The sequence below is a fragment of the Grimontia sedimenti genome (assembly GCF_011045095.1).
Lineage (GTDB): Bacteria > Pseudomonadota > Gammaproteobacteria > Enterobacterales > Vibrionaceae > Enterovibrio > Enterovibrio sedimenti.
Map to the genome: position 1 here is coordinate 63,597 of NZ_JAALDL010000015.1, position 21,206 is coordinate 84,802.

Here is a 21,206-nt window from a genome sequence, read left to right on the forward strand (position 1 = left end):
CTAGGATCTGTCGACCTTAAAGCGTAATTTCCATGTCCTCATTACAGGAAGTATCCGCAGGCCCAAACTCATCATAAGGATCCAGCAGACGTAACGTTGCTTTTTTCACTCCCACTTTACGAAGCTTCTCTGACACCTGTTCCATGTTGTCAAAATGCATCACTTCATCAGTATTGTCGTCTTTCAATGGCTCCAGCTTGTGCCTGACTTCCACTTCCACCACATACTGTGCACCACCTGCATGTGCAATCACATAGCAATGGGGAACGTTGTCCGGATGAGCCTGTATCCAGCTCTTCAATTGCTTTAATTTCATTTCGTTACCCGCATTGTTAACCGAATGTTAATTCTAGTATAAGGTCTCAGACTAGGGTGTGTGGTTTAAAACTGATAATTCTGATCGCTCCCACGTAATCCATTTGCGACATCTCAAAACCTTCATCCAGATCTACACCCAGTCCCTCACTTTTTCGCTTGTACCAACAAGAAAACTTCCTAAGATGGAAGGTAAACCCCGCACATCTCGAAAACGTGTTTCTCGTCGTCCATGAGATGCAGCTCAAGGAGAAAGGATGCAATACCACACTCTTCCCCATACCAATCTGGAAGTCAGTAAGATTTGTCTTGGCACTATGACGTTTGGTCAACAGAACACAGAAGCAGATGCTCATCAGCAGCTGGACTTCGCACTCGACCATGGCGTGAACTTTATAGATACCGCGGAAATGTATGCGGTGCCACCGACCCCAGAAACGCAGGGGCTGACGGAGCAATATATTGGCAACTGGCTGCAAAAATCCGGTAAACGCGACAAGGTGATTATCGCCACCAAGGTCGCTGGCCCCAGAGGCGTACCTTATATCCGTGAAAACATGTCACTGGATAGACGCAATGTCCGTCAGGCTGTCAACGACAGTCTCGCCCGTTTGCAGACCGATTACATCGACCTTTATCAGGTTCACTGGCCTCAGCGCCATGTGAACAGCTTTGGTCAATTGAACTACAACCATCAGGACGAAAACTCAGGCGTCACCTTGTTGGATACTCTGGATGCGCTTGCCGAACTGGTGCGCGAAGGCAAAATCCGTCACATCGGCGTCTCGAACGAAACGCCATGGGGGGTGATGAGCTATCTTCGTCTGGCAGAAAAGCATAGCCTGCCGCGTATTGTGTCAATCCAGAACCCGTATAATCTGCTCAACCGCAGCTTCGAAGTGGGGCTGTCAGAGATCAGTCATCAGGAAGGCGTCGAGCTGTTAGCCTACTCACCGCTCGCATTTGGCGTGTTGAGCGGAAAGTACCTCAATGGCGCTAAACCAGAAGGAGCACGCTGCACCCGCTGGGAGCGTTTCGCCCGATACTTCACCGAGCAAGGGCAGGCAGCAACGCAGGCTTATGTCGATCTTGCTAAGGAGTTCGCCATTGATCCATCACAGATGGCACTGGCCTATGTGAATACCCGCTCCTTTGTCGCCAGTAATATCATCGGCGCTACAACAATTGAGCAGCTCAAAACCAACATCGATTCCATAGACGTTGAATTGCCGGAAGAATTGCTGAAGCGCATTGAAGAGATTGGCCAGCAGTACTCCAATCCTTGTCCATAGCGCTTATTGGCCTTTGGTTTTCAAATAGAAAAAGCGCCGTAAGGCGCTTTTTTATTATGTGATTACAGGGAATTCGGGAGTCACCCAGCATAGTGACTCCCTTTTGATTACGTTGTCAGGTTCAACCTTAACTTTCTACGCATTCGTGCCACTTCGCGTTGAGCTTTAAATTGAGGTGCAACGGTGTGACCGATAGATAAGCCATCTTTCTCGAAACCAATATCTCGCATTAGATGCTCTGATAAAGGCTCGCCAACGTAGCGAATTCGGCGATGGGCTTTTCTCCAGGCTGCTTCTTCACGTTTGATATCCATACGGACGAAAAACACGGCCAGACGCAGGTACATAGATTGGTTCATGACGGACTCCTTGATGAGTTACAGGAGGCCTTGGATAGATTGCGGGCGAGGGATCTTGACTAGGAAGTGTCGCTCAGAGCCGCAGTCATATCCGCGGCCCATTTGCTAAAAGGGTGCGGATTAGTGTACAGGTTTTCGCATATCTGCGCGCAGATGGGTGGCGCAAGTCATGACGGATGTAAACAGTTGATTTGTCATCTTATTGCCTCCTTTCTGCGTAAACCTGCGGAACATTCCGCACTTGTAAATTCACTGTTAATACTAATGATTTAGATCAATATATCAACGCGTTATTTAATATAACCATGAATTTAGTGGCATCTTCTTTATTCAACAACTTGAACAAAGTTTCACCGCATCCTGTTCGATTATTTGCCTATTTAAAAGGACATATACCCAAGTAACTTCTGATTGCCTGCATTTTAAGGTCGTTTAGGTATGTAGCTTCAAGTTCCTGTCTGAGAATAAATTTTGCTCTGAGACCAATCTTCTGGCGAACATCAAGAATTTATAATGCGGTGAGATTACTCGCAAAGTCCATCCTTTTTTCGGATGGTAATTAACTATTTTCAATCTTATTAGTAGATATCATGTCGTCACTAATTGAGAGGAATGAACCATGAGAACTGCTGCTGACCGTATTCGACACGCCATCGCTTTTGAGGTGATTGGCCTTATTCTCATCGTGAGCATTTTGTCCCTGTTTGGTTTTGATGCGGCGCACACTGGCGTACTGGGTGTGGCCTTCTCCATCCTGGCGACTGGTTGGAATTACGTCTACAACCTCTGGTTTGACAAAGCCATGGTGAAATTTACCGGGAAAACCGAGAAAAAGCAGAAACACCGGGTTCTTCACGCTGTGCTGTTTGAACTGGGCCTGCTTTGGGTGACGCTGCCTGCTATTGCATGGTGGCTTAACATCAGCCTGTGGCAAGCTTTCCTGATGGACATTGGTCTGGTGGCTTTCTACCTGGTTTACGCATACGTCTACAATCTGGCGTACGATAAAATCTTCCCTATCAATGAAGGGAAGCTAGTCACCCAGTAATCAATCAGACGAAAAAAAACCGCCTAATCAGGCGGTTTTTTAATTCAGCTAATTACTTAGCGAAAGCTACGCGGTGCAGGAATCAAGCTGTGCTTGTTCAGCAAACGGTACATAGTCGCACGGGATACACCCAGCTCTTTCGCCGCCGCAGACACCTGACCATTGTTGCTTTCCAGCACAGCGAGCAGTGCGTCGCGCTCAGACTCTTCACGAATCTTACGCAGGCTTTGCTTGTAATCACCCTGACGTGGCAGATCCAGATGCTCGGCTTCAATCACCAGATTATCCGCCAGCAGTACTGCACGTTTTACCTGGTTGATCAGCTCACGTACGTTACCTGGCCAGCTATAGTTGGTCAGGATCTTGTTCGCTTCTTCAGAGAAGGTGCGTGCCTGCGTGTTGTACTGACGTGCAAACTTCAACAGGAAGTGCTCAGCCAGCTCAGGAATGTCTGCACTGCGCTCTTTCAGTGATGGCACAGAAATGCGCAGAACATTGAGGCGATAGAACAGGTCTTCACGGAACTGACCTTCAGCAACCGCTTTTTCCAAATCCATGTGCGTCGCCGCAATCACACGAACATCAATCTCTTTTGAGTATTTGTCGTCGTGCGTTTCTACCGTACCGTCCTGCAAAAGGTGCAGAAGGTTTGCCTGAAGATTCAGTGGCAAATCACCAATTTCATCCAGGAACAGAGTGCCTTGGTGCGCTTGCTGCACTTTGCCTTCTGTTGTGCCATCACCAAACAGCTCGTTTTGAATAAGCTTCTCTGGTAGCGCGCTACATTTCACAGAAACGAACGGACCTTTCGCGCGGGTTGAAGCATTGTGAATCGCCATGCCCACCAGCTCTTTGCCGGTACCGCTTTCACCGTTGATCAGAACTGATACGTCAGTCGGTGCGACACGACGAACCTGATCACGCAGTTTCTTCATCACAGAAGTTTTACCCAGCAGTCCCATGTCACTGTGGTCGCCCAGTTGAGGCCATACATGACGCTCAAGCTTCAGCATGCCCAGTTGGTGACCGATGGTGCTCATCAGTTGGCTATCTGGAATTGGAGAAGTGAAGTAGTCGATGCAGAAGCTCACAATGAACTGACAAATTGCATCATTGTTGAGTTGATCTTCGCGGATCAGCGCCAGCCAGCGAACCTGCTTGTTACGGTTTACCAGTGATGCGACACCGTTAAGACTGAAATCATCGTGGCTGATATCCACAATACCAATGCAAGGACCAATGTCCTGAAGGAGAGATTGTGCTGCTCTGAGGTCATAACAGCGGTGACAACGCCAACCTGCCTGTTCCAGTGTTGCCAGCCAAGGTTCATAAGTTCCTCCTACTACGACGAGTGAACTTGGAACCGCCTCAGATCTGAATTGCATACCCATAACGCCTGCCTTTAGTCATCCATTAACGACACGTGTTCAAAATGTTGTGAGTATCATTATATTTTGTAAGACAAGCAGGTCTGTCTCAATGTAGATACAAGGTAGCTCTCAAATCAGCACAGTTCCCAGATAAGACACTTTTGCTGTTCGATTTGCTGACAACATAGGCATCTAGTAGCTGACATATTTATCAGTATTATTAATAGGATAGACTATTCCATGATGCCCAAAAAAGCCATCAAAATGGCCAACACTTTAAACACTTCTCAATTTTGAGAAACTTAAGATTCTCTTTAAAATTTCTTAGATCATAGACTATGACCCGATTTAGTGAGGCTATCTATTGATAGAGAAAGCAAAAAAACGCGCCCAAGTGAGACGCGGTCTTTCATTTAAGGCAGGGCTTAGAGAATCTATCTCACTTCTTCACCACTGGCGATAACGGTTTCTCTGACTTTGTCTGCAAACTGCAACGCTTCCTGGCGCACTTTGTCTTCATTCACCGTCAGTATGTCTCTCTCCTGCATCAGGAGCTGGCCATCAACGATGGCATGTTTCACGTTCGATGCATACGCGGAGTAAACCAAGGCTGAATAAGGGTTGTACATTGGCACCATGTTTGGCGCTTTCGTATCAATTACGATGATGTCTGCCAGCTTACCCGCTTCCAGAGAACCTATTTTGTCTTCCATGTGGAACGCGCGGGCAGCTCCCATCGTCACCATCTTAACTACCTTGATTGGCAGCATTGCGTCACGGTCTTCGTACATACAAAAAACACTGGCATAGGCCAGTGTTTTTGGTGTCTCAGAGACGTCTCAGAAGTCAGTCAGATTTAGTCTTTCTTCTGGTTCTGTGGACGCATCGCCGGGAACAGAATCACGTCACGGATAGTGTGCGTGTTGGTAAACAGCATTGCCAAGCGGTCGATACCGATACCTTGACCCGCAGTTGGTGGCAGACCATGTTCCAGTGCAGTGATGTAGTCTGCATCGTAGAACATCGCTTCGTCGTCACCTGCGTCTTTCGCATCAACCTGCGCTTTAAAACGTGCGTCCTGATCTTCTGCGTCGTTCAGCTCCGAGAAGCCGTTCGCCACTTCACGGCCACCGATGAAGAACTCAAAGCGGTCGGTAAAGAACGGATTGTCATCGCTACGACGTGCCAGCGGAGAGATATCTGCCGGGTAGCCAGTAATGAAGGTTGGCTGGATCAGTTTAGGTTCTGCGGTTTCACCGAAGATTTCTTCCAGCAGCTGACCACAAGTCCAGAATTTCTCAACGTAGATCTCCAGAGACTTCGCAATAGCCACCAGCTTTTCACGATCCTGAACGTCTTCAACGGTCAGCGCTTGGATATCAGCGTGCTCAGGGTTGTAGTGTTTGATCGCTTCCAGCATGGTCATACGCGCGTATTTACCACCGAATTCCACGGTGTAATCGCCGTAAGGCATAAAGGTTTCACCCAGAACTTCAACAGCCACGGTACGCAGCATGTCTTCAGTCAGGTCGATCAGGTCGTTGTAATCTGCGTACGCCATGTAGAACTCAATCATGGTGAACTCTGGGTTGTGGCGTGGAGACAGACCTTCGTTACGGAAGTTACGGTTGATTTCGAATACGCGCTCGAAACCACCCACAACCAGACGCTTCAGGTACAGCTCAGGCGCGATGCGCAGGAACATTTCCTGATCCAGTGCGTTGTGGTGAGTGATAAACGGACGTGCAGAAGCACCACCCGGGATCACTTGCATCATTGGCGTTTCTACTTCCATGAAGTCTTTTGACTCCATGTAACGGCGAATTGCAGAAATCAGCTTAGAGCGTACCTTGAATGCGTTGCGCGAATCTTCGTTCACGATCAGGTCAACGTAACGCTGACGGTAACGCATTTCCTGATCAGTCAGACCGTGGAATTTTTCTGGCAGAGGACGCAGTGCTTTAGTCAGCAGTTGGTACTCTTCCATGTTCACGTACAGGTCGCCTTTGCCAGATTTATGCAGTGCGCCTTTCACACCGATGATGTCACCGATATCCAGACCTTGATATTGCTCTTTCAGCACGTTCTGAACGTCTTTCGCTGCGTACGCCTGAATGCGACCGCTCACGTCCTGAAGTGCCAGGAAAGGACCACGCTTTGCCATCACACGGCCAGCAACGCTGACTTTGTGATCCAATGCTTCCAGCTCTTCCTTACTCTTTTCGCCAAACTCAGCCTGAAGATCAGCCGCTTTGTGCTCACGGCGAAATTCATTTGGGTGGCCGTTTGCATTGCAGCTTTGACGAATGTGGTTCAGTTTTGCACGACGCTCCGCGATCAGCTTGTTTTCGTCTTGTAACTGGTCAGTCATAGTGAACCTTTGAATTAACTTAAAAAATTACAAACCAGATTTCAGGCTGGCTTCAATAAACTTGTCGAGATCACCGTCAAGCACCGCTTGGGTGTTGCGGTTTTCGATACCGGTACGCAGGTCTTTAATGCGTGAGTCATCCAGAACGTAAGAGCGGATCTGGCTGCCCCAACCGATGTCAGACTTCGCTGCTTCGTTCGCCTGTTTCTCTGCGTTCTGCTTTTGCAGTTCCAGTTCAAACAGTTTTGCGCGAAGCTGCTTCATCGCCTGATCTTTGTTCTTGTGCTGGCTTCGGTCATTCTGGCACTGCACCACGGTGTTGGTTGGTACGTGTGTAATACGTACCGCTGATTCGGTGGTGTTAACGTGCTGACCGCCGGCGCCTGACGCACGGTATACGTCGATACGCAGATCAGACGGGTTGATATCGATGTCGATATTTTCGTCCACTTCGGGGTAGATAAACGCAGAAGAGAACGAGGTGTGACGACGACCGCCTGAATCGAACGGAGACTTACGAACCAGACGGTGAACACCAGTTTCGGTGCGCAGCCAGCCGTAAGCGTATTCGCCGCTGATACGAACGGTTGCTGATTTCAATCCAGCCACATCACCTTCAGACACTTCAATCACTTCGGTCTTGAAGCCTTTTGCGTCAGCCCAACGCAGGTACATGCGCAGCATCATGGATGTCCAGTCTTGCGCTTCAGTACCGCCTGAACCTGCTTGCAGGTCGATATAACAATCAGAACCGTCATGATCGCCAGAGAACATGCGGCGGAATTCCAGCTTCGACAGCTTCTCTTCCAAATCGCTTAACTCTGGCTCGATTTCATCGAACGTATCCTGATCGTTTTCTTCTACTGCCAGTTCCAGTAGTTCGGTGATGTACTCGCCGCCCTGATCAAGCTGGTCGATAGTTTCTACTACCGCTTCCAGCGACGCGCGTTCACGACCCAGCGCTTGGGCACGCTCAGGTTCGTTCCACACATCAGGTTGTTCGAGTTCGGCATTAACTTCTTCTAGACGCTCTTTCTTGGCGTCATAGTCAAAGATACCCCCTAAGGACATTTGCACGCTCGCCAATGTCCGCTAGGCGGTTTTTGATTGGATTGATTTCAAACATGGTCACTTTTCTATGTTCGGAATGAGTTTTAACCGCCGAATTCTACAGAATTGCGGACGGAATATACAGAGTGTGATGGGGATCAAAGGAGAAATTTTCGGAGAAAAATGAGAGAAAAGGCTAAAGGCCCTGGGACCTAGGTCCGACAGTATTTGAACTGTTTGGCCTAACCTAAAGCTCCAGCTCCTCCTAGGACCTTCTTTTCCTTGGCCCCCAGGACCTGCTCTTCCTTACCTAAACCGCCGCCATATGCTCAACCATCAACTGCACCGTGCGGTTGCCACGGAACTCGTTCACATCGAGACGATAGGCGACCTCGACCATTTGAACAGAAGGATCTGGCCAGCGGCGTAAGTCAATATTGAAGGCAATGGCATCTACCATTTGTCCCCCCATGACAGGTTCCAGCATCATTTTCAGGTGTTTTCCGCCCACCAGCTTTTGATGCAGCAGCCTGAACTTGCCATCAAACAAAGGTTCAGGGAAGCCTTGCCCCCAAGGACCACCAGAACGCAGCGTTTCAGCCACATCCAGATTGATCTCGTTGGAAAGAAGCTCCCCGTCAGAAAGCAGCACACCTTTCAGCTCTTCTTCGCTGATGGTGTTTTTTACCGCTTCGTCGAACAGCTTCGAGAAACGTTCAAAGTCCGCTTCCGCGATGGTAAGACCCGCTGCCATGGCATGACCGCCAAACTTTTTAATCAGGCCCGGGTTTTGCGTATCAATCACATCCAGGGTGTCACGCATATGCAGTCCCTGAATAGAACGTGCTGAGCCTTTAATGGTGCCTTCACCGCCATCAGCGAAAGCAATCACAGGGCGGTGGAATTTGTCTTTAATGCGTGAGGCGAGGATACCAATCACGCCCTGATGCCATTCACGCTGGAACAGTGCAAGCCCACAAGGCAGGCTGCTGCCTTCACCAAATTGAAGACGCTCACAAATCGCCATCGCCTCTTCTTTCATGCCCTGCTCGATTTCCTTACGGCTTTGGTTCAGGGCATCCAGCTCGCTTGCCATCTGGCGAGCCGCTTGAAGGTTTTGACACAGTAAAAGCTCAATACCAAATGACATATCATCCAAGCGGCCTGCCGCATTGATGCGTGGCCCCAAAGCAAATCCGAAGTCACTCGCCACCAGCGTTGTCATATTGCGGTTCGCCACTTCAATCAAGGCCTGAATACCCGGGCGGCATTTCCCCGCGCGGATTCGCATCAAACCCTGATGCACCAAAATGCGGTTGTTGGTATCCAGCGATACCACATCGGCCACTGTACCCAATGCAACCAAGTCCAACAGTTCCGCCAAGTTCGGTTCAGCGATACCACGCTGGGCAAACCAGCCGTTGTCACGCAGATGAGCGCGCAGTGCCAACATCAGATAGAACGCCACGCCGACGCCTGCAAGCGATTTGGACGGAAAGCCACACTCGTTGAGGTTCGGGTTCACCATGGCATCAGCATCCGGCAGCACTTCGCCCGGTAAGTGGTGGTCGGTCACGACGACTTGAATATCGCGGGCTTTGGCTGCCGCAACCCCTTCAATCGAGGACACGCCGTTATCGACGGTCATGATAAGCTCCGCGCCTTTGGCCGCTGCTTGCTCTACCACGTCTGGGCTCAAGCCATAGCCATCGTCAAAACGGTTCGGCACCAGGTAATCGACGTTGGTGCAGCCCATCATGCGAAATGCTGTCACTGAGAGCGCCGAGCTGGTTGCGCCATCGGCATCAAAGTCGCCCACCACGATAATGCGTCGCCCTTCTGCCATTGCAGCTGCCAGCAGTTCTACGGCGCGTTCAATGCCATGAAGTTCGTTGTAATTCAGCAGCCCGCGAGCGCTTCGCTCCAGTTCACCTTCAGAGGTGATACCGCGGTTAGCGTAAATACGCTGGAGTAATGGCGGAATTGAAGCAGGAAAAGCAGCATCCTGTGCCGCGTGACGACGTTTTATTTCAATCATGGAATGAACCTGTGCCCGGCGGCGTTACCACCAAGTTGATGAATGCGGATTGAGGAGACATTGTAACGGGTGACGGAGAAAGAAAAAGCCCGAGGTCTGTTTTCGGTGAGCCACAAACGTAAAAGGCGCCGACTCTCGCCAGCGCCTTGGGTATCTAAGCAGGGATTAGCTTTCTTTTTGCTTCAGCACTTGCAGCAACTGAGGCGCAGGCAGATAACCTGAAAGCATGGTACCGTCTTCCAACATGATCGCCGGTGTGCCAGTCACTCCCATTGCACTTCCTAGTGCCATATGGCGGCGGATAAGATCGGTACACTCTTTGGTCTCTTCGTCGAAGTTACGCGCTTTCGCCAGGTTCATAGCATTGGCTTTGTCATCTGCACACCAAATCGCGCTCATCTGGCCGATATTCGGTGAACGCTCACCCGAGCGAGGGAAAGCCAGGTAACGAATGGTAATCCCCAGATCATTGTATTCCTGCATTTCACGGTGCAGCTTCATGCAGTACCCACAGGTGGTATCCGTGTACACATTCACCACGTATTTCTCGTCTTTCGCCGGATAGACGATCAACTCTTTCTCTACACCTGCCTCATCGAACAGCTTCTTGTTGCGTTTGGCCTGAGTGATTTCAGTCAGGTTGATAGATTCCGTCGGTGTAGTGTGGAAAAGCTGGCCGTAGATAAAGTAAGAACCGTCTTTATTGGCATAAACTACACCGCCATTGGTCACGACTTCGTACAGACCTTCAACCGGTGCTTTTTCAATGCTTTCAACATTCAGGCGGTATTTTGTCAGTACATCAGCAATCGCCGCTTTATCTGCGCCTTCCGCAGCTTGTACGCCGAATGACAACATGGCAGAAGCAATCAAAGCACGCGCCATCAGTTGTTTTAAATTCATAGTGTTCAGATCCTGAAAATGGGTTTGCGGGCAAACTGTCACTCACTCAGACCGGACAGAAACGAAAAAAATCCCAAGTGAGGTAAAAAAACGCCCGTTCGGCTGCATTATGCCCGAGGATGGTGCTCCTGATGCAACTGTTTTAGTCGCTCAGTCGCGACGTGAGTATAAATTTGTGTGGTCGACAGGTCACTGTGCCCCAACAACATTTGCACGACACGTAAATCTGCACCGTGGTTCAGCAGGTGCGTTGCAAAAGCATGGCGCAAAACGTGTGGCGAAAGCATGTCACCATCAATGCCTGCGAGCGCCGCATAAAACTTGATACGGTGCCAGAACGTCTGACGGGTCATCATGCGGGCGCGGCGGCTAGGGAAAAACACATCCGAGCTTTGTTCACCAAGCAATGCCGGGCGACTGTGCGCCATATATCGCTCCAGCCAGTCGATTGCTGCCTCTCCCATCGGCACCAGACGCTCTTTGCCCCCTTTACCAATAACACGCACCACGCCCTGACGCAGGCTTACGTTTTCAGTGGTCAGGCTGATAAGTTCAGTCACGCGAAGGCCTGTCGCATACAGCAGCTCCATCATGGCTTTATCGCGAAGCTCGAGAGTGTCTTCCACATCGGGCGCATCAAGTAGCGCTTCTACCTGCTCTTCCGACAAATCTTTTGGCAGACGCTTAGGCAATTTGGGGCTGATCAATGTGGCCGTTGGGTCGTCTTCACGCTGCTTTTCGCGGTAAAGGTATTGGAAAAGACGACGCATCGCAGAGAGCATACGGGCGCGGCTGCTTTGCTTGTAATCCTGATCGAATAACCAATGCTGGTAATCCTGCAGTTTGGACGATGACACTTTCACCAGAGCCACGCTGTCATTATCCAGCCACTGGCAAAGTTTGGTCAGATCGTTTCGGTAAGAGGCTAGGGTATTCTCAGATAAACCCCGCTCCATCCACATTGCATCCAAAAACTGCTCTACCAATGCCGCGTTTTGTTCCACGATTCACTCACTTAAGTTCAATTGTTGCTTCTCTCAAACTACCTCACCCCCGTATGAATGCAAGGTTTACCCTGATTAAGCAAAACGATTGCAGCAAAATGCGCCAAATCCTCGTGGTTTACGGGGTGGAGATACAAGGCCACGAGGAGTAGAATCCCCTCGACGCAACAGCAGGAAAAGCACATGAAAATAGGTTTGTTTTACGGCTCCACCACCTGTTACACCGAAATGGCGGCAGAGAAAATCCGCGATATCCTGGGTGACGATTTGGTGGATATTCACAACATCAAAGAAACGCCGGTTGACCAAATGAATCAGTACGATTTGCTGTTGCTGGGCATTTCCACTTGGGACTTCGGCGAGTTGCAGGAAGACTGGGAAGCGGTGTGGTCACAACTTAATGGCCTGAACCTGCAAAGTAAAGTCGCAGCCCTTTTCGGTCTTGGGGATCAAGAAGGGTATGCCGAATGGTACCTTGATGCCATGGGCATGCTACATGATGAGCTGTTGCCAACTGGCCTGAAATTTATCGGCTACTGGCCAAATGAAGGTTATACCTTTGAAGCCTCAAAAGCGCTGACCGAAGACGGTAAACAGTTTGTCGGTCTGGCACTGGACGAAGACAGCCAATACGAACTGAGTGATGAGCGCATCGCCACCTGGTGCGAGCAGGTGTTGGTTGAGTTTCAGGAAACGCTCTAGCCTCAGTTCCTCAGCCGGCTTTCAGACATAAAAAAACCACCGCATCCGGTGGTTTTTTGTATTCCAATAACCTTGCTTTACGCGTGTGACGTTTCGTCTTTACGCTTACCCGCAAAGCTTACTGCAACCAGCGCAATTGCCGTTGGCAGCAGCCATGCCATGCCATAGTTAAACAGTGGCAGCACTTTCAGCGCAGACACATCAACGCCCGCGACTTTCGCTGCATCCAACAGTGCGAACACCAAAGACACACCCAGTACCACACGGTATGCCAGTTGTGGGTTAGGCATAAAGCGGCGCAGGAACGTCAGAGCAATCAGCGCAATCGCAACTGGGTACAATGCAAACAGGACAGGAACAGAAATGGCGATCAACTGGTTCAGGCCTACGTTCGCGACCACTGCACAAGCAATAGACAGGATAACCACCCATTGACGGTAAGTGATCTTGGTCAGGGTGCTGAAGTAGTCAGAACACGCTGAAACCAGACCAATAACCGTCGTCAGACACGCGAGTACAATGATGGTCGACAGAATGATTTGACCAGCAGGGCCAAACAGCGCCAACACGTAAGCTGACAGAATGGCACCACCGTTTGCCGCGCCCGGTGCCACACCCGTCGCTGTCGCGCCCAGATAGAACAGAGAAACGTAAACAAATGCCAGACCCGCGGCCGCAATCACACCTGCATAAATCAGGTACTGACAGGTTTTCGCCTGATCCGTCACGCCTTTCTTGCGGATAACATCAACAATCAACATACCGAACATCAGTGCGGCGAAGGTATCCATGGTGTTGTAACCTTCAAGGAAACCTGTTGTGAACGCCTGATCCACATACGCACCCTGCGCTGCCACAATATCGCCTTGTGGGTTCACCACAACCGCAATCGCCAGAACTGCCAGTGCCGCAAACAACGCAGGCGTCAGCAGCTTACCAATAGTGTCGATAAGCTTGCCCTGAGACAGGGAGAAGAACATCGCGATGGCAAAGAACACCACAGAGAAAAGCGACAATTCGAACTGGCCCGGTGCATTCAGGAAAGGCTTAAAGCCCATCTCATAGGCCACCAAACCTGCACGTGGCGCTGCAAAAGCAGGACCGATAATGATGAAAATCAGCACCGCCATCAGTGTTGCGACTGACGCTGGCAGATCGCGGGTCAGACCTTTCCAGCCGCCACCCGCCACGGCAACCGCGACGATACCAATAAGAGGAAGGCCTACAGCAGTGGTCAAAAAGCCCAGCATTGCAGAAAAGGTGTGTTCACCTGCCAGAAAGCCCGCCAGAGGAGGAAAGATGATATTTCCGGCCCCGAGGAAAAATGCAAAGGTCATAAACCCTAGCGCGAGTATATCGCTAACCTTTAAACTCTCTTTCACTTCGTATTACCTATGTGTGTTTGCTTAATAATTGTGTAATCAACCGGTTAGCCTTTTGGTTATTTTTACTGTGCAATACCGATTACGCAGAATAATGACGAAGTTTCAGTGCACAGACAATATAACATTAAAAATAGACCATAAATCTATTTTTTAATTTTAAATTGGCATTTACAACTAATTATTAGCATTTAGCCGATAGAAGTTAAAGATCTTGACCGCAATAACCCATAACATGATGGCAACATAATTATCTATTTTTTAAGCAATTGTCGACAATGGCAACGAGTAGACAACAAGAGGGTACCGTGAGTAAAGGCTTCAGATTCAAGCAATTTACTGTCGAAGATAAAGGCTGTGGCATGCCAGTCAGCACAGATGGCGTGCTGCTTGGCGCTTGGGCTGAGGCGGGCGAGTCTGATGAAGTGCTCGATATTGGCACGGGCTCTGGCTTACTGGCACTGATGATGGCGCAGCGATTTCCCGCAGTAAAAATCACCGCGCTGGATATCGATGAGCACGCCACCAACACCGCGCAATTCAATTCAGAACAATCTGCTTGGGCAGATCGGATAACTGTGCTGCATCAGGATATTACCGAGTGGGAAAACCCGTTGCAGTTCAATACTATTATCTGCAATCCCCCTTACTTTACTTCCGGCGAGCAAGCGGGTGATTCTCGGCGAGCCACTGCGCGTCACACCGACACCCTTTCTCACGACACCTTATTAAAAGTGATAAAGACTCGACTTTTACCCAACGGACAGGCGCATTTGATCTTACCTTCAGTGGAGGCTGATGCCTTGCTGGCGAAAGCCAAAGAGTATGGACTTTATTGCCAACGGCTGTTGAACGTGCAACCAACCGCCAACAAACCGGTGAGTCGAAAGTTGATGTCGCTATCGAATCAGGAAGAACATGGTTTAGATGCCAAAACCTTGGTGATCCAGGCGGCGGGAAGCTATACAAACGACTTTATTTCGCTCACAAGAGATTTTTACCTCAAGATGTGATGATCGTACTTGAATTAGTCTCTATAATTCGCCCCCTAACTTTGAGTGGAGAAACAACGCGTGCGAACTTTTGCTGAACTAGAACTGGATCCTCAACTGCTACAAGCGCTGGATGACATAAGCTTCGAGCGACCAACAGCGATCCAGGCTGGCGTGATCCCTCATGGTATGGATGGCCGTGATATTTTGGCGTCTGCGCCAACGGGAACAGGGAAAACGGCGGCTTTTGTATTGCCATTGCTGCAACACCTTATCGACTTCCCTCGTCAGAAGCCGGGTCCTGCACGCGCCCTGATCCTGACTCCAACCCGTGAACTGGCCATTCAGGTTGCTGATCAAGCCCGCGCGTTGGCGAAATATACCGATTTAAAGATCATCACCATCACAGGTGGTATCTCGTACCAAGAACACGCTGAGATTCTGGGTAAAACCCAAGACATCGTGGTTGCGACTCCTGGCCGTCTGATGGAATACATCGAAGCTGAACGCTTTGACTGCCGTGCGATTGAAAGCCTGGTTCTGGACGAAGCTGACCGCATGCTCGACATGGGCTTTGGCCCTGCCGTTGATAAACTCTCTACCGAATGTCGCTGGCGTAAGCAAAGTATGCTGTTCTCCGCAACGCTGGAAGGTAAAGGCATTGAAGGTTTCAAGAACACCCTGCTGACCGATCCGGTAGAAGTAGAAGCTGAGCCGCCGCGCCGTGAACGCAAGAAGATCACCCAGTGGTACTACCGCTGTGACGACATGGCGCATAAAAATGCCCTGTTGAAAGCGATTCTGACGGAACAGGCTGAGCGTGCGATCATCTTTGTGAAAACCCGTGAGCGTCTGGCTGCACTGCGTGAATTCCTGACCAAAGAGAAAGTGAATTGTGCATGGCTGCAAGGTGAAATGGCTCAGGCAAAGCGTACTTACGCGATCGAGCGTTTCACCACTGGTGAAATTAATGTTCTGTTAGCAACTGATGTTGCAGCACGTGGTATCGACGTGCCAGACATCGACCACGTCATCAACTTCGACCTGCCACGAAAAGCCGACGTGTACCTGCACCGTATCGGTCGTACTGCCCGCGCGGGTAAGAAAGGTAACGCCATTTCTCTGGTAGAAGCGCACGATCAACCCATGATGGATCGTATCTGCCGCTACATGAAAGAAGACGTGAAAGAACGCTATGTTGATGGCATGAAGCCAAAACATAAGAAACCGGAATTTAAGAAGAAAAAGAAAAAGCTTTCTAACAAAGAAGTAAAAGGAAAAGCGAAGAAAGCGGCGAAAAAAGCAGCGAAAAAATCCGCATAATCAAGCTTTTACTGGATTTTCAATTTAATTAACGTTAGAAAAGGAGGCGAAAAGCCTCCTTTTTTATTTGTTTGCGATCAGTCGCAGATAAATATTCTGGTTTGCTAATGGAATGCAGACTAAAGATCGGGCTCACAATCCGTCACATTGACAACACAAAATGTTAACAATTTATGTCATTTTCGGATTATCCTGCCGTTGGATAAAAAATCATCTATCCAATATTTTTTATTAGAGGGATCTTGTAATGCAATCTGTTGTTGATTTTTTAAACAGCATTATCTGGAGTCCAGTGCTTATTTACACCTGTTTGGGTGCTGGCCTGTTCTACTCCATCGTGACTCGCTTTGTTCAGGTTCGTCAGTTCAAAGAAATGACTCGCCTGCTGTTCTCTGGCAAAAGTTCTGAGAAAGGTATTTCGTCTTTCCAGGCACTGGCCGTTTCACTCTCAGGCCGTGTTGGTACCGGTAATATCGCAGGTGTCGCTGCAGCGATCGGTTTCGGTGGTCCGGGTGCCGTTTTCTGGATGTGGGTTGTTGCCTTCCTTGGCGCTGCAACGGCTTACACTGAATCTACCCTTGCACAAATCTACAAAGAAGAAGACAAAGGTGAATTCCGTGGTGGTCCGGCTTACTACATCGAGAAAGCGATGGGTCAGAAGTGGTACGCATGGATTTTTGCCATCGCGACTATTTTTGCCTGTGGTGTTCTGCTGCCAGGCGTACAGTCAAACAGTATCGGTAACGCCGTTGAAGCCGCATTCGGCTCTGGTGAAATGATTGAAACCGCGATTGGCACCTACAGCCTGGCGAAAATCATCACCGGCACCCTCATCTCCATTTTGCTTGGTTTCATCATTTTTGGTGGCGTGAAGCGAATCGCGAGCTTTACTCAGGTCGTTGTGCCTTTCATGGCGCTGGCTTACATCATCATCGCATTCGTTATCATTGCGCTGAACATCACTGAAATCCCAGGTATCGTTGCGATGATCATTGGCGACGCATTCACACCTATGGCGGGTGTTGGTGCTGCTATCGGCTGGGGTGTCAAGCGTGGTGTTTACTCAAACGAAGCGGGTCAGGGTACAGGCCCACACGCAGCGGCTGCCGCGAACGTTCAGCACCCTGCGCAACAGGGTCTGGTTCAATCTTTCTCTATCTACATCGATACCCTGCTGGTATGTTCTGCCACTGCGTTTATGATCCTTATCACTGGCGCTTACAACGTTCACGGTGCTGGCGAAGCCTTCATCATCCAAAACGTTGCTGCAGACATTACTGCGAATGGTCCTGTCTTCACCCAGATGGCAATTGAGAGCACCATGCCGGGCTGGGGCAAACCGTTCATTGCGATTGCACTGTTCTTCTTTGCGTTCACCACGATTCTGGCTTATTACTACATTGCAGAAACCAACGTGGCTTACCTGCGCCGTACCATCAAACTCCCAGGCATGATGTTTGTGCTGAAAGTGATTCTGATGGCAGCGGTATTCTACGGCACCGTGAAAACCGCGAACCTCGCGTGGGCGATGGGTGACGTGGGTGTGGGTCTGATGGCTTGGCTGAATATTGTCGGCCTTGTGATCATCTTCTTCCTGAGCAAGCCTGCCCTTAAAGCGCTGCACGATTACGAGCGTCAGCAGAAAGAAGGTGTGGAAGAATATACCTTCGATCCTGTGAAGCTTGGTATCAAGAACGCTGACTACTGGGAGCGTCGTCTGGCACGTCGTACTCAAGACAGCGAAGCTTCAGATGAAGTCTCCGGCAAGCCGGTCAATCCAACTGCTTAATCGAGATTATTGAGATAAAAAAGGTTAGCCTCGGCTAACCTTTTCTTTTTAATGACTTTACAAGCGCGATTACTGCTCTTCGCGCTTAAACACCAGTTCCTTGTCGCTCGACTCTTCTGCGCAGAACCAGTATCCCGCCGTATCAAACTGCTTTAACGCTTCAACCGAATCAATGCGGTTGTCGATGATGTAACGCGCCATCATGCCTCGCGCTTTTTTGGCAAAGAAGCTGATGACTTTGTACTGGCCGTTCTTCTGATCTTTAAACACTGGCGTGATGATCTGCCCGTCCAATTGCTTAGGTTTGACTGATTTGAAGTACTCGTTCGATGCGAGGTTAACCAGTACCTTATCGCCCTGCGCAGCCAGTGCCTGATTCAGCTCACCCGTGATGATGTCGCCCCAGAATTGATAGAGGTTAGTGCCGCGTGGATTCGCCAGTTTGGTGCCCATTTCCAAGCGGTAAGGCTGCATCAAATCCAGAGGACGCAACAGACCATAGAGGCCTGACAGCATTCGCAGGTGATTCTGCGCCCAATCAAAGTCCTCTTCACTGAAAGTTTCCGCTTCAAGGCCAGTGTAAACATCGCCTTTGAATGCCAAAACCGCAGGACGGGCATTGTCGGTTGTGAACTCCGGCGACCACTCAGCAAAGCGTGCCGCGTTCAAACCTGCAATCTTGTCACTCACCTTCATCAGGCTCGAAATATCTGCCGGTGTCAGCTTACGGCACACATCAATCAAAGCTTCAGAGTGCTCGGTCAGCGTCGGTTGCGTGTAACGCTCCGTCGCGAGCGGTGATTGGTAATCCAAGGTTTTTGCCGGAGAAACCACAATCAACATAGTGTCATTCCTTTCAATCTCTTATTAGCGCAAAGAGTAACACCGACCATCAAAAAAGCCACGCGATCAAGCGTGGCTTTTTCCGATAACTGCCATAGACGAAACCGAATGAATCACTGTATAGGCGAACGATTTTCCGATTCTGTTACTTGCGGTTTACCCCAAACGCCAGGCTCAATCTGGTTGAGCATGTCAGGGTGATTGCGGCTGTTGAACGAAGGCACTTTGCCCTGTTTCACCTGCTGGTTGTAGTCTTTCGCCAGTGTCACCACGGTGCCGGAGAGCAGCAGGATGGCAATCATGTTCACGATCGCCATCATGCCCATTGAAGTATCCGCCATGATCCACACCACTGGCAGTTCAGCCATCGCACCAAACATCACCATGCCAAGCACCACGCAACGAAACAGGTTCAAACCGGCCTTGTGGTTGTGCTCAAGGAATATCAGGTTAGTTTCCGCATACGAGTAGTTGGCAATGATCGAGGTAAACGCGAAGAAGAAAATCGCGACTGCTACAAAAATGCCCCCCCAGTCACCCACTTCGTTAGAAAGCGCACGCTGGGTCAGTTCAATGCCGGTGATCTCACTGCCCGGCATGTATTCGCCGGACATCAGGATAATTGCCACGGTGGCAGAACAGATAACGATGGTGTCCACAAACACGCCCAGCATCTGCACATACCCCTGAGACGCTGGGTGTGGCGGGTACGGCGTTGCGCTGGCTGCCGCATTCGGCGCAGAGCCCATGCCCGCCTCGTTGGAAAACAGGCCACGCTTAATGCCTTGCACCATGCCTTGTGCCACTGTGTAACCCAACGCACCCGAAGCGGCTTCTTCCAGACCGAAAGCGCTGCGGAAAATCAGTGACAGTACATCAGGCACTTTTTCCAGATTGGTCAGCATGATGTACATGGCAAGCGCCAGATAAAGCAGCGCCATCACAGGCACAATCAACTCAGCCGTGCGGGCAATTTTTCGAATGCCACCAAAAATAACAAAGGCAGCAAGTACCACCAGCACAGCACCAACATGGAGGGGATCAAAGCCAAAAGCAACATAAGCTGCCTGAGTAATGGAATTAGCCTGTACCGAGTTGAACACTAAGCCAAAGGCAATAATGAGCAGCACGGAGAAGACCACGCCCATCCAGCGCATGCCGAGGCCTTTTTCCATGTAATATGCTGGGCCACCACGGAAATTGCCATCGTCATCACGGGTTTTGTAAAGCTGCGCCAGCGTGCTCTCGGCAAAAGCCGTTGCCATTCCCAGCACAGCTATCAACCACATCCAGAAAATCGCACCTGGGCCACCAAGGGTTAACGCAACAGCAATGCCCGCCATATTGCCCGTGCCCACGCGCGCTGCAAGACTGGTACATAATGCCTGAAACGAAGAGATACCCTCTTTGTCTGACTTACGGCTGTTTTTCATCACCTTGAACATGTGCCCAAAGTGACGAATTTGAATAAACCTAAGACGCAGCGTAAAGAAAATGCCGCCACCGATCAGAAGATAGATGAGCACCGATCCCCAGATCAGGTCGTTTAAAAAGTTGATGAGACTTACCACGCCTACCTCTCTGTACGCATAAACTGATTCGCAGTGTCGTTGTTCTCCGATGCGGAGAAAATGCGATTTGATGCGACTGACGCAAGCCTAGCGTCTGCCGATAATGATGCGGGTCTCGTCGGCAAGAAAGCGTCACAAGAACCCCAAAATGTGTCGGTTTTGCGGCAGATCCCGCAAATTGCCGCGAGATGATGCTACCAGCCACGATAAAAATCAATATGAATTAAACTTCATATCCAGTGAGCAAAAAACACCCACACATCAAGACCAAGCGTTTGCGTTACTGCTTTTCCATAACAGGATTGGAACATCGCGTTCACCTTGTCTGGCACCCTTTATGCATTTTATTCAATGTGTGACCAAATTCGATATTTCCCCGGTCTTTTGCTGTGACAGGGGCTTGGGGAACACCTCCCCAGATAAATTTGATGTTGTAGCTGTGAGACAACTTAAGGCACTGCAACTGCACACATTTTGCCCAGCGACGGAATAAAGGTGATTGCGTTCTCATAAAAACTTCACTGAGGTGCAACAAATGAGAAACACTTCAATTTTATTTTGTCGGAGGTTTGATACTTAATTAGCGACCGCAACGGTAAAACGAGGTGAATTTATGGATAGCTTTGCCTTTGATGATGTATTCGATCAAGAGCGACCACAACGCGGTGGACGAACCAAACAAGCAAAACGTAAGTGGAGAGAAATTGAGGCGTTAAAAGACAGACAACGCCTGCGCAAAGAGCTGCAAGATATCGATATGCTCGGTGACTTCAACGACAGCGATTTCGATTTTTAAGTAGCGTACTCACTGGTTTAAATCGTCAATTTACTGACAACATAACATTGGAATTTTA

The 21,206-nt window shown here is 49.6% G+C and carries 19 protein-coding genes; 7 read left to right on the plus strand and 12 right to left on the minus strand.

Features of this window, described 5'->3' with window-relative positions; all coding sequences use genetic code 11:
• Positions 1 to 16: 16 nt before the first annotated feature.
• Positions 17 to 316: a DUF6482 family protein gene (locus tag G5S52_RS18025; protein WP_002540372.1), complete on the minus strand. Its 300-nt coding sequence runs from the start codon at positions 314 to 316 to the stop codon at positions 17 to 19.
• A 256-nt stretch (positions 317 to 572) separates the two neighbouring features.
• On the opposite strand from G5S52_RS18025, the gene G5S52_RS18030 reads away from it, so the two are divergent.
• Positions 573 to 1,607: an NADP(H)-dependent aldo-keto reductase gene (locus G5S52_RS18030; RefSeq protein ID WP_165017054.1), complete on the plus strand. Its 1,035-nt coding sequence runs from the start codon at positions 573 to 575 to the stop codon at positions 1,605 to 1,607.
• Between the two features lie 107 nt (positions 1,608 to 1,714).
• On the opposite strand, the gene G5S52_RS18035 is transcribed toward G5S52_RS18030, so the two are convergent.
• On the minus strand, positions 1,715 to 1,966 hold the full coding sequence (locus tag G5S52_RS18035) for a hypothetical protein (protein ID WP_062667242.1): 252 nt from the start codon (positions 1,964 to 1,966) through the stop codon (positions 1,715 to 1,717).
• Positions 1,967 to 2,585: 619 nt separating this feature from the next.
• On the opposite strand from G5S52_RS18035, the gene G5S52_RS18040 reads away from it, so the two are divergent.
• A complete protein-coding gene (locus G5S52_RS18040) occupies positions 2,586 to 3,014 on the plus strand; it encodes a PACE efflux transporter (protein WP_165017057.1) in 429 nt (142 codons plus the stop codon).
• A gap of 56 nt (positions 3,015 to 3,070) precedes the next feature.
• Here the strand turns inward: G5S52_RS18040 and G5S52_RS18045 are convergent, their stop codons facing one another.
• The 7 genes from G5S52_RS18045 to xerD form a co-directional block, all read right to left on the minus strand.
• Positions 3,071 to 4,405 carry a sigma-54-dependent transcriptional regulator gene (locus G5S52_RS18045; protein ID WP_002540379.1) on the minus strand — a complete coding sequence of 445 codons (1,335 nt, stop codon included), beginning with the start codon at positions 4,403 to 4,405 and terminating at the stop codon, positions 3,071 to 3,073.
• Positions 4,406 to 4,818: 413 nt separating this feature from the next.
• Positions 4,819 to 5,199 carry an amidohydrolase family protein gene (locus G5S52_RS18050; protein WP_368737483.1) on the minus strand — a complete coding sequence of 127 codons (381 nt, stop codon included), beginning with the start codon at positions 5,197 to 5,199 and terminating at the stop codon, positions 4,819 to 4,821.
• Positions 5,200 to 5,240: 41 nt separating this feature from the next.
• Positions 5,241 to 6,755: a lysine--tRNA ligase gene (gene lysS / locus G5S52_RS18055; protein WP_165017060.1), complete on the minus strand. Its 1,515-nt coding sequence runs from the start codon at positions 6,753 to 6,755 to the stop codon at positions 5,241 to 5,243.
• A gap of 27 nt (positions 6,756 to 6,782) precedes the next feature.
• Positions 6,783 to 7,881, minus strand: a protein-coding gene (prfB, locus tag G5S52_RS18060) for a peptide chain release factor 2 (protein WP_165017063.1) whose coding sequence is annotated in 2 segments (ribosomal slippage) — positions 6,783 to 7,805 and positions 7,807 to 7,881 — 1,098 coding nt in all. Because the reading frame shifts where the segments join, the coding sequence is not laid out codon by codon here.
• 234 nt (positions 7,882 to 8,115) lie between these two features.
• Entirely contained in the window at positions 8,116 to 9,843 is a 1,728-nt protein-coding gene (gene recJ, locus G5S52_RS18065; RefSeq protein ID WP_165017066.1) for a single-stranded-DNA-specific exonuclease RecJ, read from the minus strand.
• Between the two features lie 165 nt (positions 9,844 to 10,008).
• Complete coding sequence (gene dsbC / locus G5S52_RS18070) at positions 10,009 to 10,746, minus strand: bifunctional protein-disulfide isomerase/oxidoreductase DsbC (RefSeq protein ID WP_165017069.1); 738 nt, start codon at positions 10,744 to 10,746, stop codon at positions 10,009 to 10,011.
• Positions 10,747 to 10,853: 107 nt separating this feature from the next.
• Positions 10,854 to 11,750 (minus strand): site-specific tyrosine recombinase XerD, encoded by an 897-nt coding sequence (gene xerD, locus G5S52_RS18075; RefSeq protein ID WP_062706058.1) that lies wholly within the window; start codon positions 11,748 to 11,750, stop codon positions 10,854 to 10,856.
• Positions 11,751 to 11,933: 183 nt separating this feature from the next.
• Between xerD and fldB the strand changes: the two genes are divergently transcribed.
• Positions 11,934 to 12,452 carry a flavodoxin FldB gene (fldB, locus tag G5S52_RS18080; RefSeq protein ID WP_165017072.1) on the plus strand — a complete coding sequence of 173 codons (519 nt, stop codon included), beginning with the start codon at positions 11,934 to 11,936 and terminating at the stop codon, positions 12,450 to 12,452.
• 77 nt (positions 12,453 to 12,529) lie between these two features.
• On the opposite strand, the gene brnQ is transcribed toward fldB, so the two are convergent.
• Entirely contained in the window at positions 12,530 to 13,834 is a 1,305-nt protein-coding gene (brnQ, locus tag G5S52_RS18085; RefSeq protein ID WP_082804422.1) for a branched-chain amino acid transport system II carrier protein, read from the minus strand.
• A gap of 278 nt (positions 13,835 to 14,112) precedes the next feature.
• On the opposite strand from brnQ, the gene G5S52_RS18090 reads away from it, so the two are divergent.
• The 3 genes from G5S52_RS18090 to G5S52_RS18100 all read left to right on the plus strand — a co-directional run bounded on the left by G5S52_RS18090 (position 14,113) and on the right by G5S52_RS18100 (position 17,938).
• Positions 14,113 to 14,847 (plus strand): tRNA1(Val) (adenine(37)-N6)-methyltransferase, encoded by a 735-nt coding sequence (locus G5S52_RS18090; protein ID WP_205743968.1) that lies wholly within the window; start codon positions 14,113 to 14,115, stop codon positions 14,845 to 14,847.
• A gap of 60 nt (positions 14,848 to 14,907) precedes the next feature.
• On the plus strand, positions 14,908 to 16,149 hold the full coding sequence (gene srmB / locus G5S52_RS18095; protein ID WP_165017075.1) for an ATP-dependent RNA helicase SrmB: 1,242 nt from the start codon (positions 14,908 to 14,910) through the stop codon (positions 16,147 to 16,149).
• Between the two features lie 247 nt (positions 16,150 to 16,396).
• Positions 16,397 to 17,938 carry an alanine/glycine:cation symporter family protein gene (locus tag G5S52_RS18100; RefSeq protein WP_165017078.1) on the plus strand — a complete coding sequence of 514 codons (1,542 nt, stop codon included), beginning with the start codon at positions 16,397 to 16,399 and terminating at the stop codon, positions 17,936 to 17,938.
• A 69-nt stretch (positions 17,939 to 18,007) separates the two neighbouring features.
• Here G5S52_RS18100 and yaaA read toward each other — a convergent pair whose 3' ends face one another.
• Positions 18,008 to 18,781 carry a peroxide stress protein YaaA gene (gene yaaA / locus G5S52_RS18105; protein ID WP_165017082.1) on the minus strand — a complete coding sequence of 258 codons (774 nt, stop codon included), beginning with the start codon at positions 18,779 to 18,781 and terminating at the stop codon, positions 18,008 to 18,010.
• Positions 18,782 to 18,894: 113 nt separating this feature from the next.
• Positions 18,895 to 20,352 carry an alanine/glycine:cation symporter family protein gene (locus G5S52_RS18110; RefSeq protein WP_165017085.1) on the minus strand — a complete coding sequence of 486 codons (1,458 nt, stop codon included), beginning with the start codon at positions 20,350 to 20,352 and terminating at the stop codon, positions 18,895 to 18,897.
• 613 nt (positions 20,353 to 20,965) lie between these two features.
• Between G5S52_RS18110 and G5S52_RS18115 the strand changes: the two genes are divergently transcribed.
• On the plus strand, positions 20,966 to 21,148 hold the full coding sequence (locus tag G5S52_RS18115; protein WP_002540400.1) for a DUF3545 family protein: 183 nt from the start codon (positions 20,966 to 20,968) through the stop codon (positions 21,146 to 21,148).
• Positions 21,149 to 21,206: the final 58 nt, after the last annotated feature.

Coding starts and splice junctions, on each gene's coding strand:
- G5S52_RS18025 (WP_002540372.1), bottom strand. CDS start 316: ATGAAATTAAAGCAATTGAAGAGCTGGATACAGGCTCATCCGGACAAC.
- G5S52_RS18030 (WP_165017054.1), top strand. CDS start 573: ATGCAATACCACACTCTTCCCCATACCAATCTGGAAGTCAGTAAGATT.
- G5S52_RS18035 (WP_062667242.1), bottom strand. CDS start 1,966: ATGAACCAATCTATGTACCTGCGTCTGGCCGTGTTTTTCGTCCGTATG.
- G5S52_RS18040 (WP_165017057.1), top strand. CDS start 2,586: ATGAGAACTGCTGCTGACCGTATTCGACACGCCATCGCTTTTGAGGTG.
- G5S52_RS18045 (WP_002540379.1), bottom strand. CDS start 4,405: ATGGGTATGCAATTCAGATCTGAGGCGGTTCCAAGTTCACTCGTCGTA.
- lysS (WP_165017060.1), bottom strand. CDS start 6,755: ATGACTGACCAGTTACAAGACGAAAACAAGCTGATCGCGGAGCGTCGT.
- recJ (WP_165017066.1), bottom strand. CDS start 9,843: ATGATTGAAATAAAACGTCGTCACGCGGCACAGGATGCTGCTTTTCCT.
- dsbC (WP_165017069.1), bottom strand. CDS start 10,746: ATGAATTTAAAACAACTGATGGCGCGTGCTTTGATTGCTTCTGCCATG.
- fldB (WP_165017072.1), top strand. CDS start 11,934: ATGAAAATAGGTTTGTTTTACGGCTCCACCACCTGTTACACCGAAATG.
- G5S52_RS18090 (WP_205743968.1), top strand. CDS start 14,113: ATGGCAACGAGTAGACAACAAGAGGGTACCGTGAGTAAAGGCTTCAGA.
- G5S52_RS18100 (WP_165017078.1), top strand. CDS start 16,397: ATGCAATCTGTTGTTGATTTTTTAAACAGCATTATCTGGAGTCCAGTG.
- yaaA (WP_165017082.1), bottom strand. CDS start 18,781: ATGTTGATTGTGGTTTCTCCGGCAAAAACCTTGGATTACCAATCACCG.
- G5S52_RS18115 (WP_002540400.1), top strand. CDS start 20,966: ATGGATAGCTTTGCCTTTGATGATGTATTCGATCAAGAGCGACCACAA.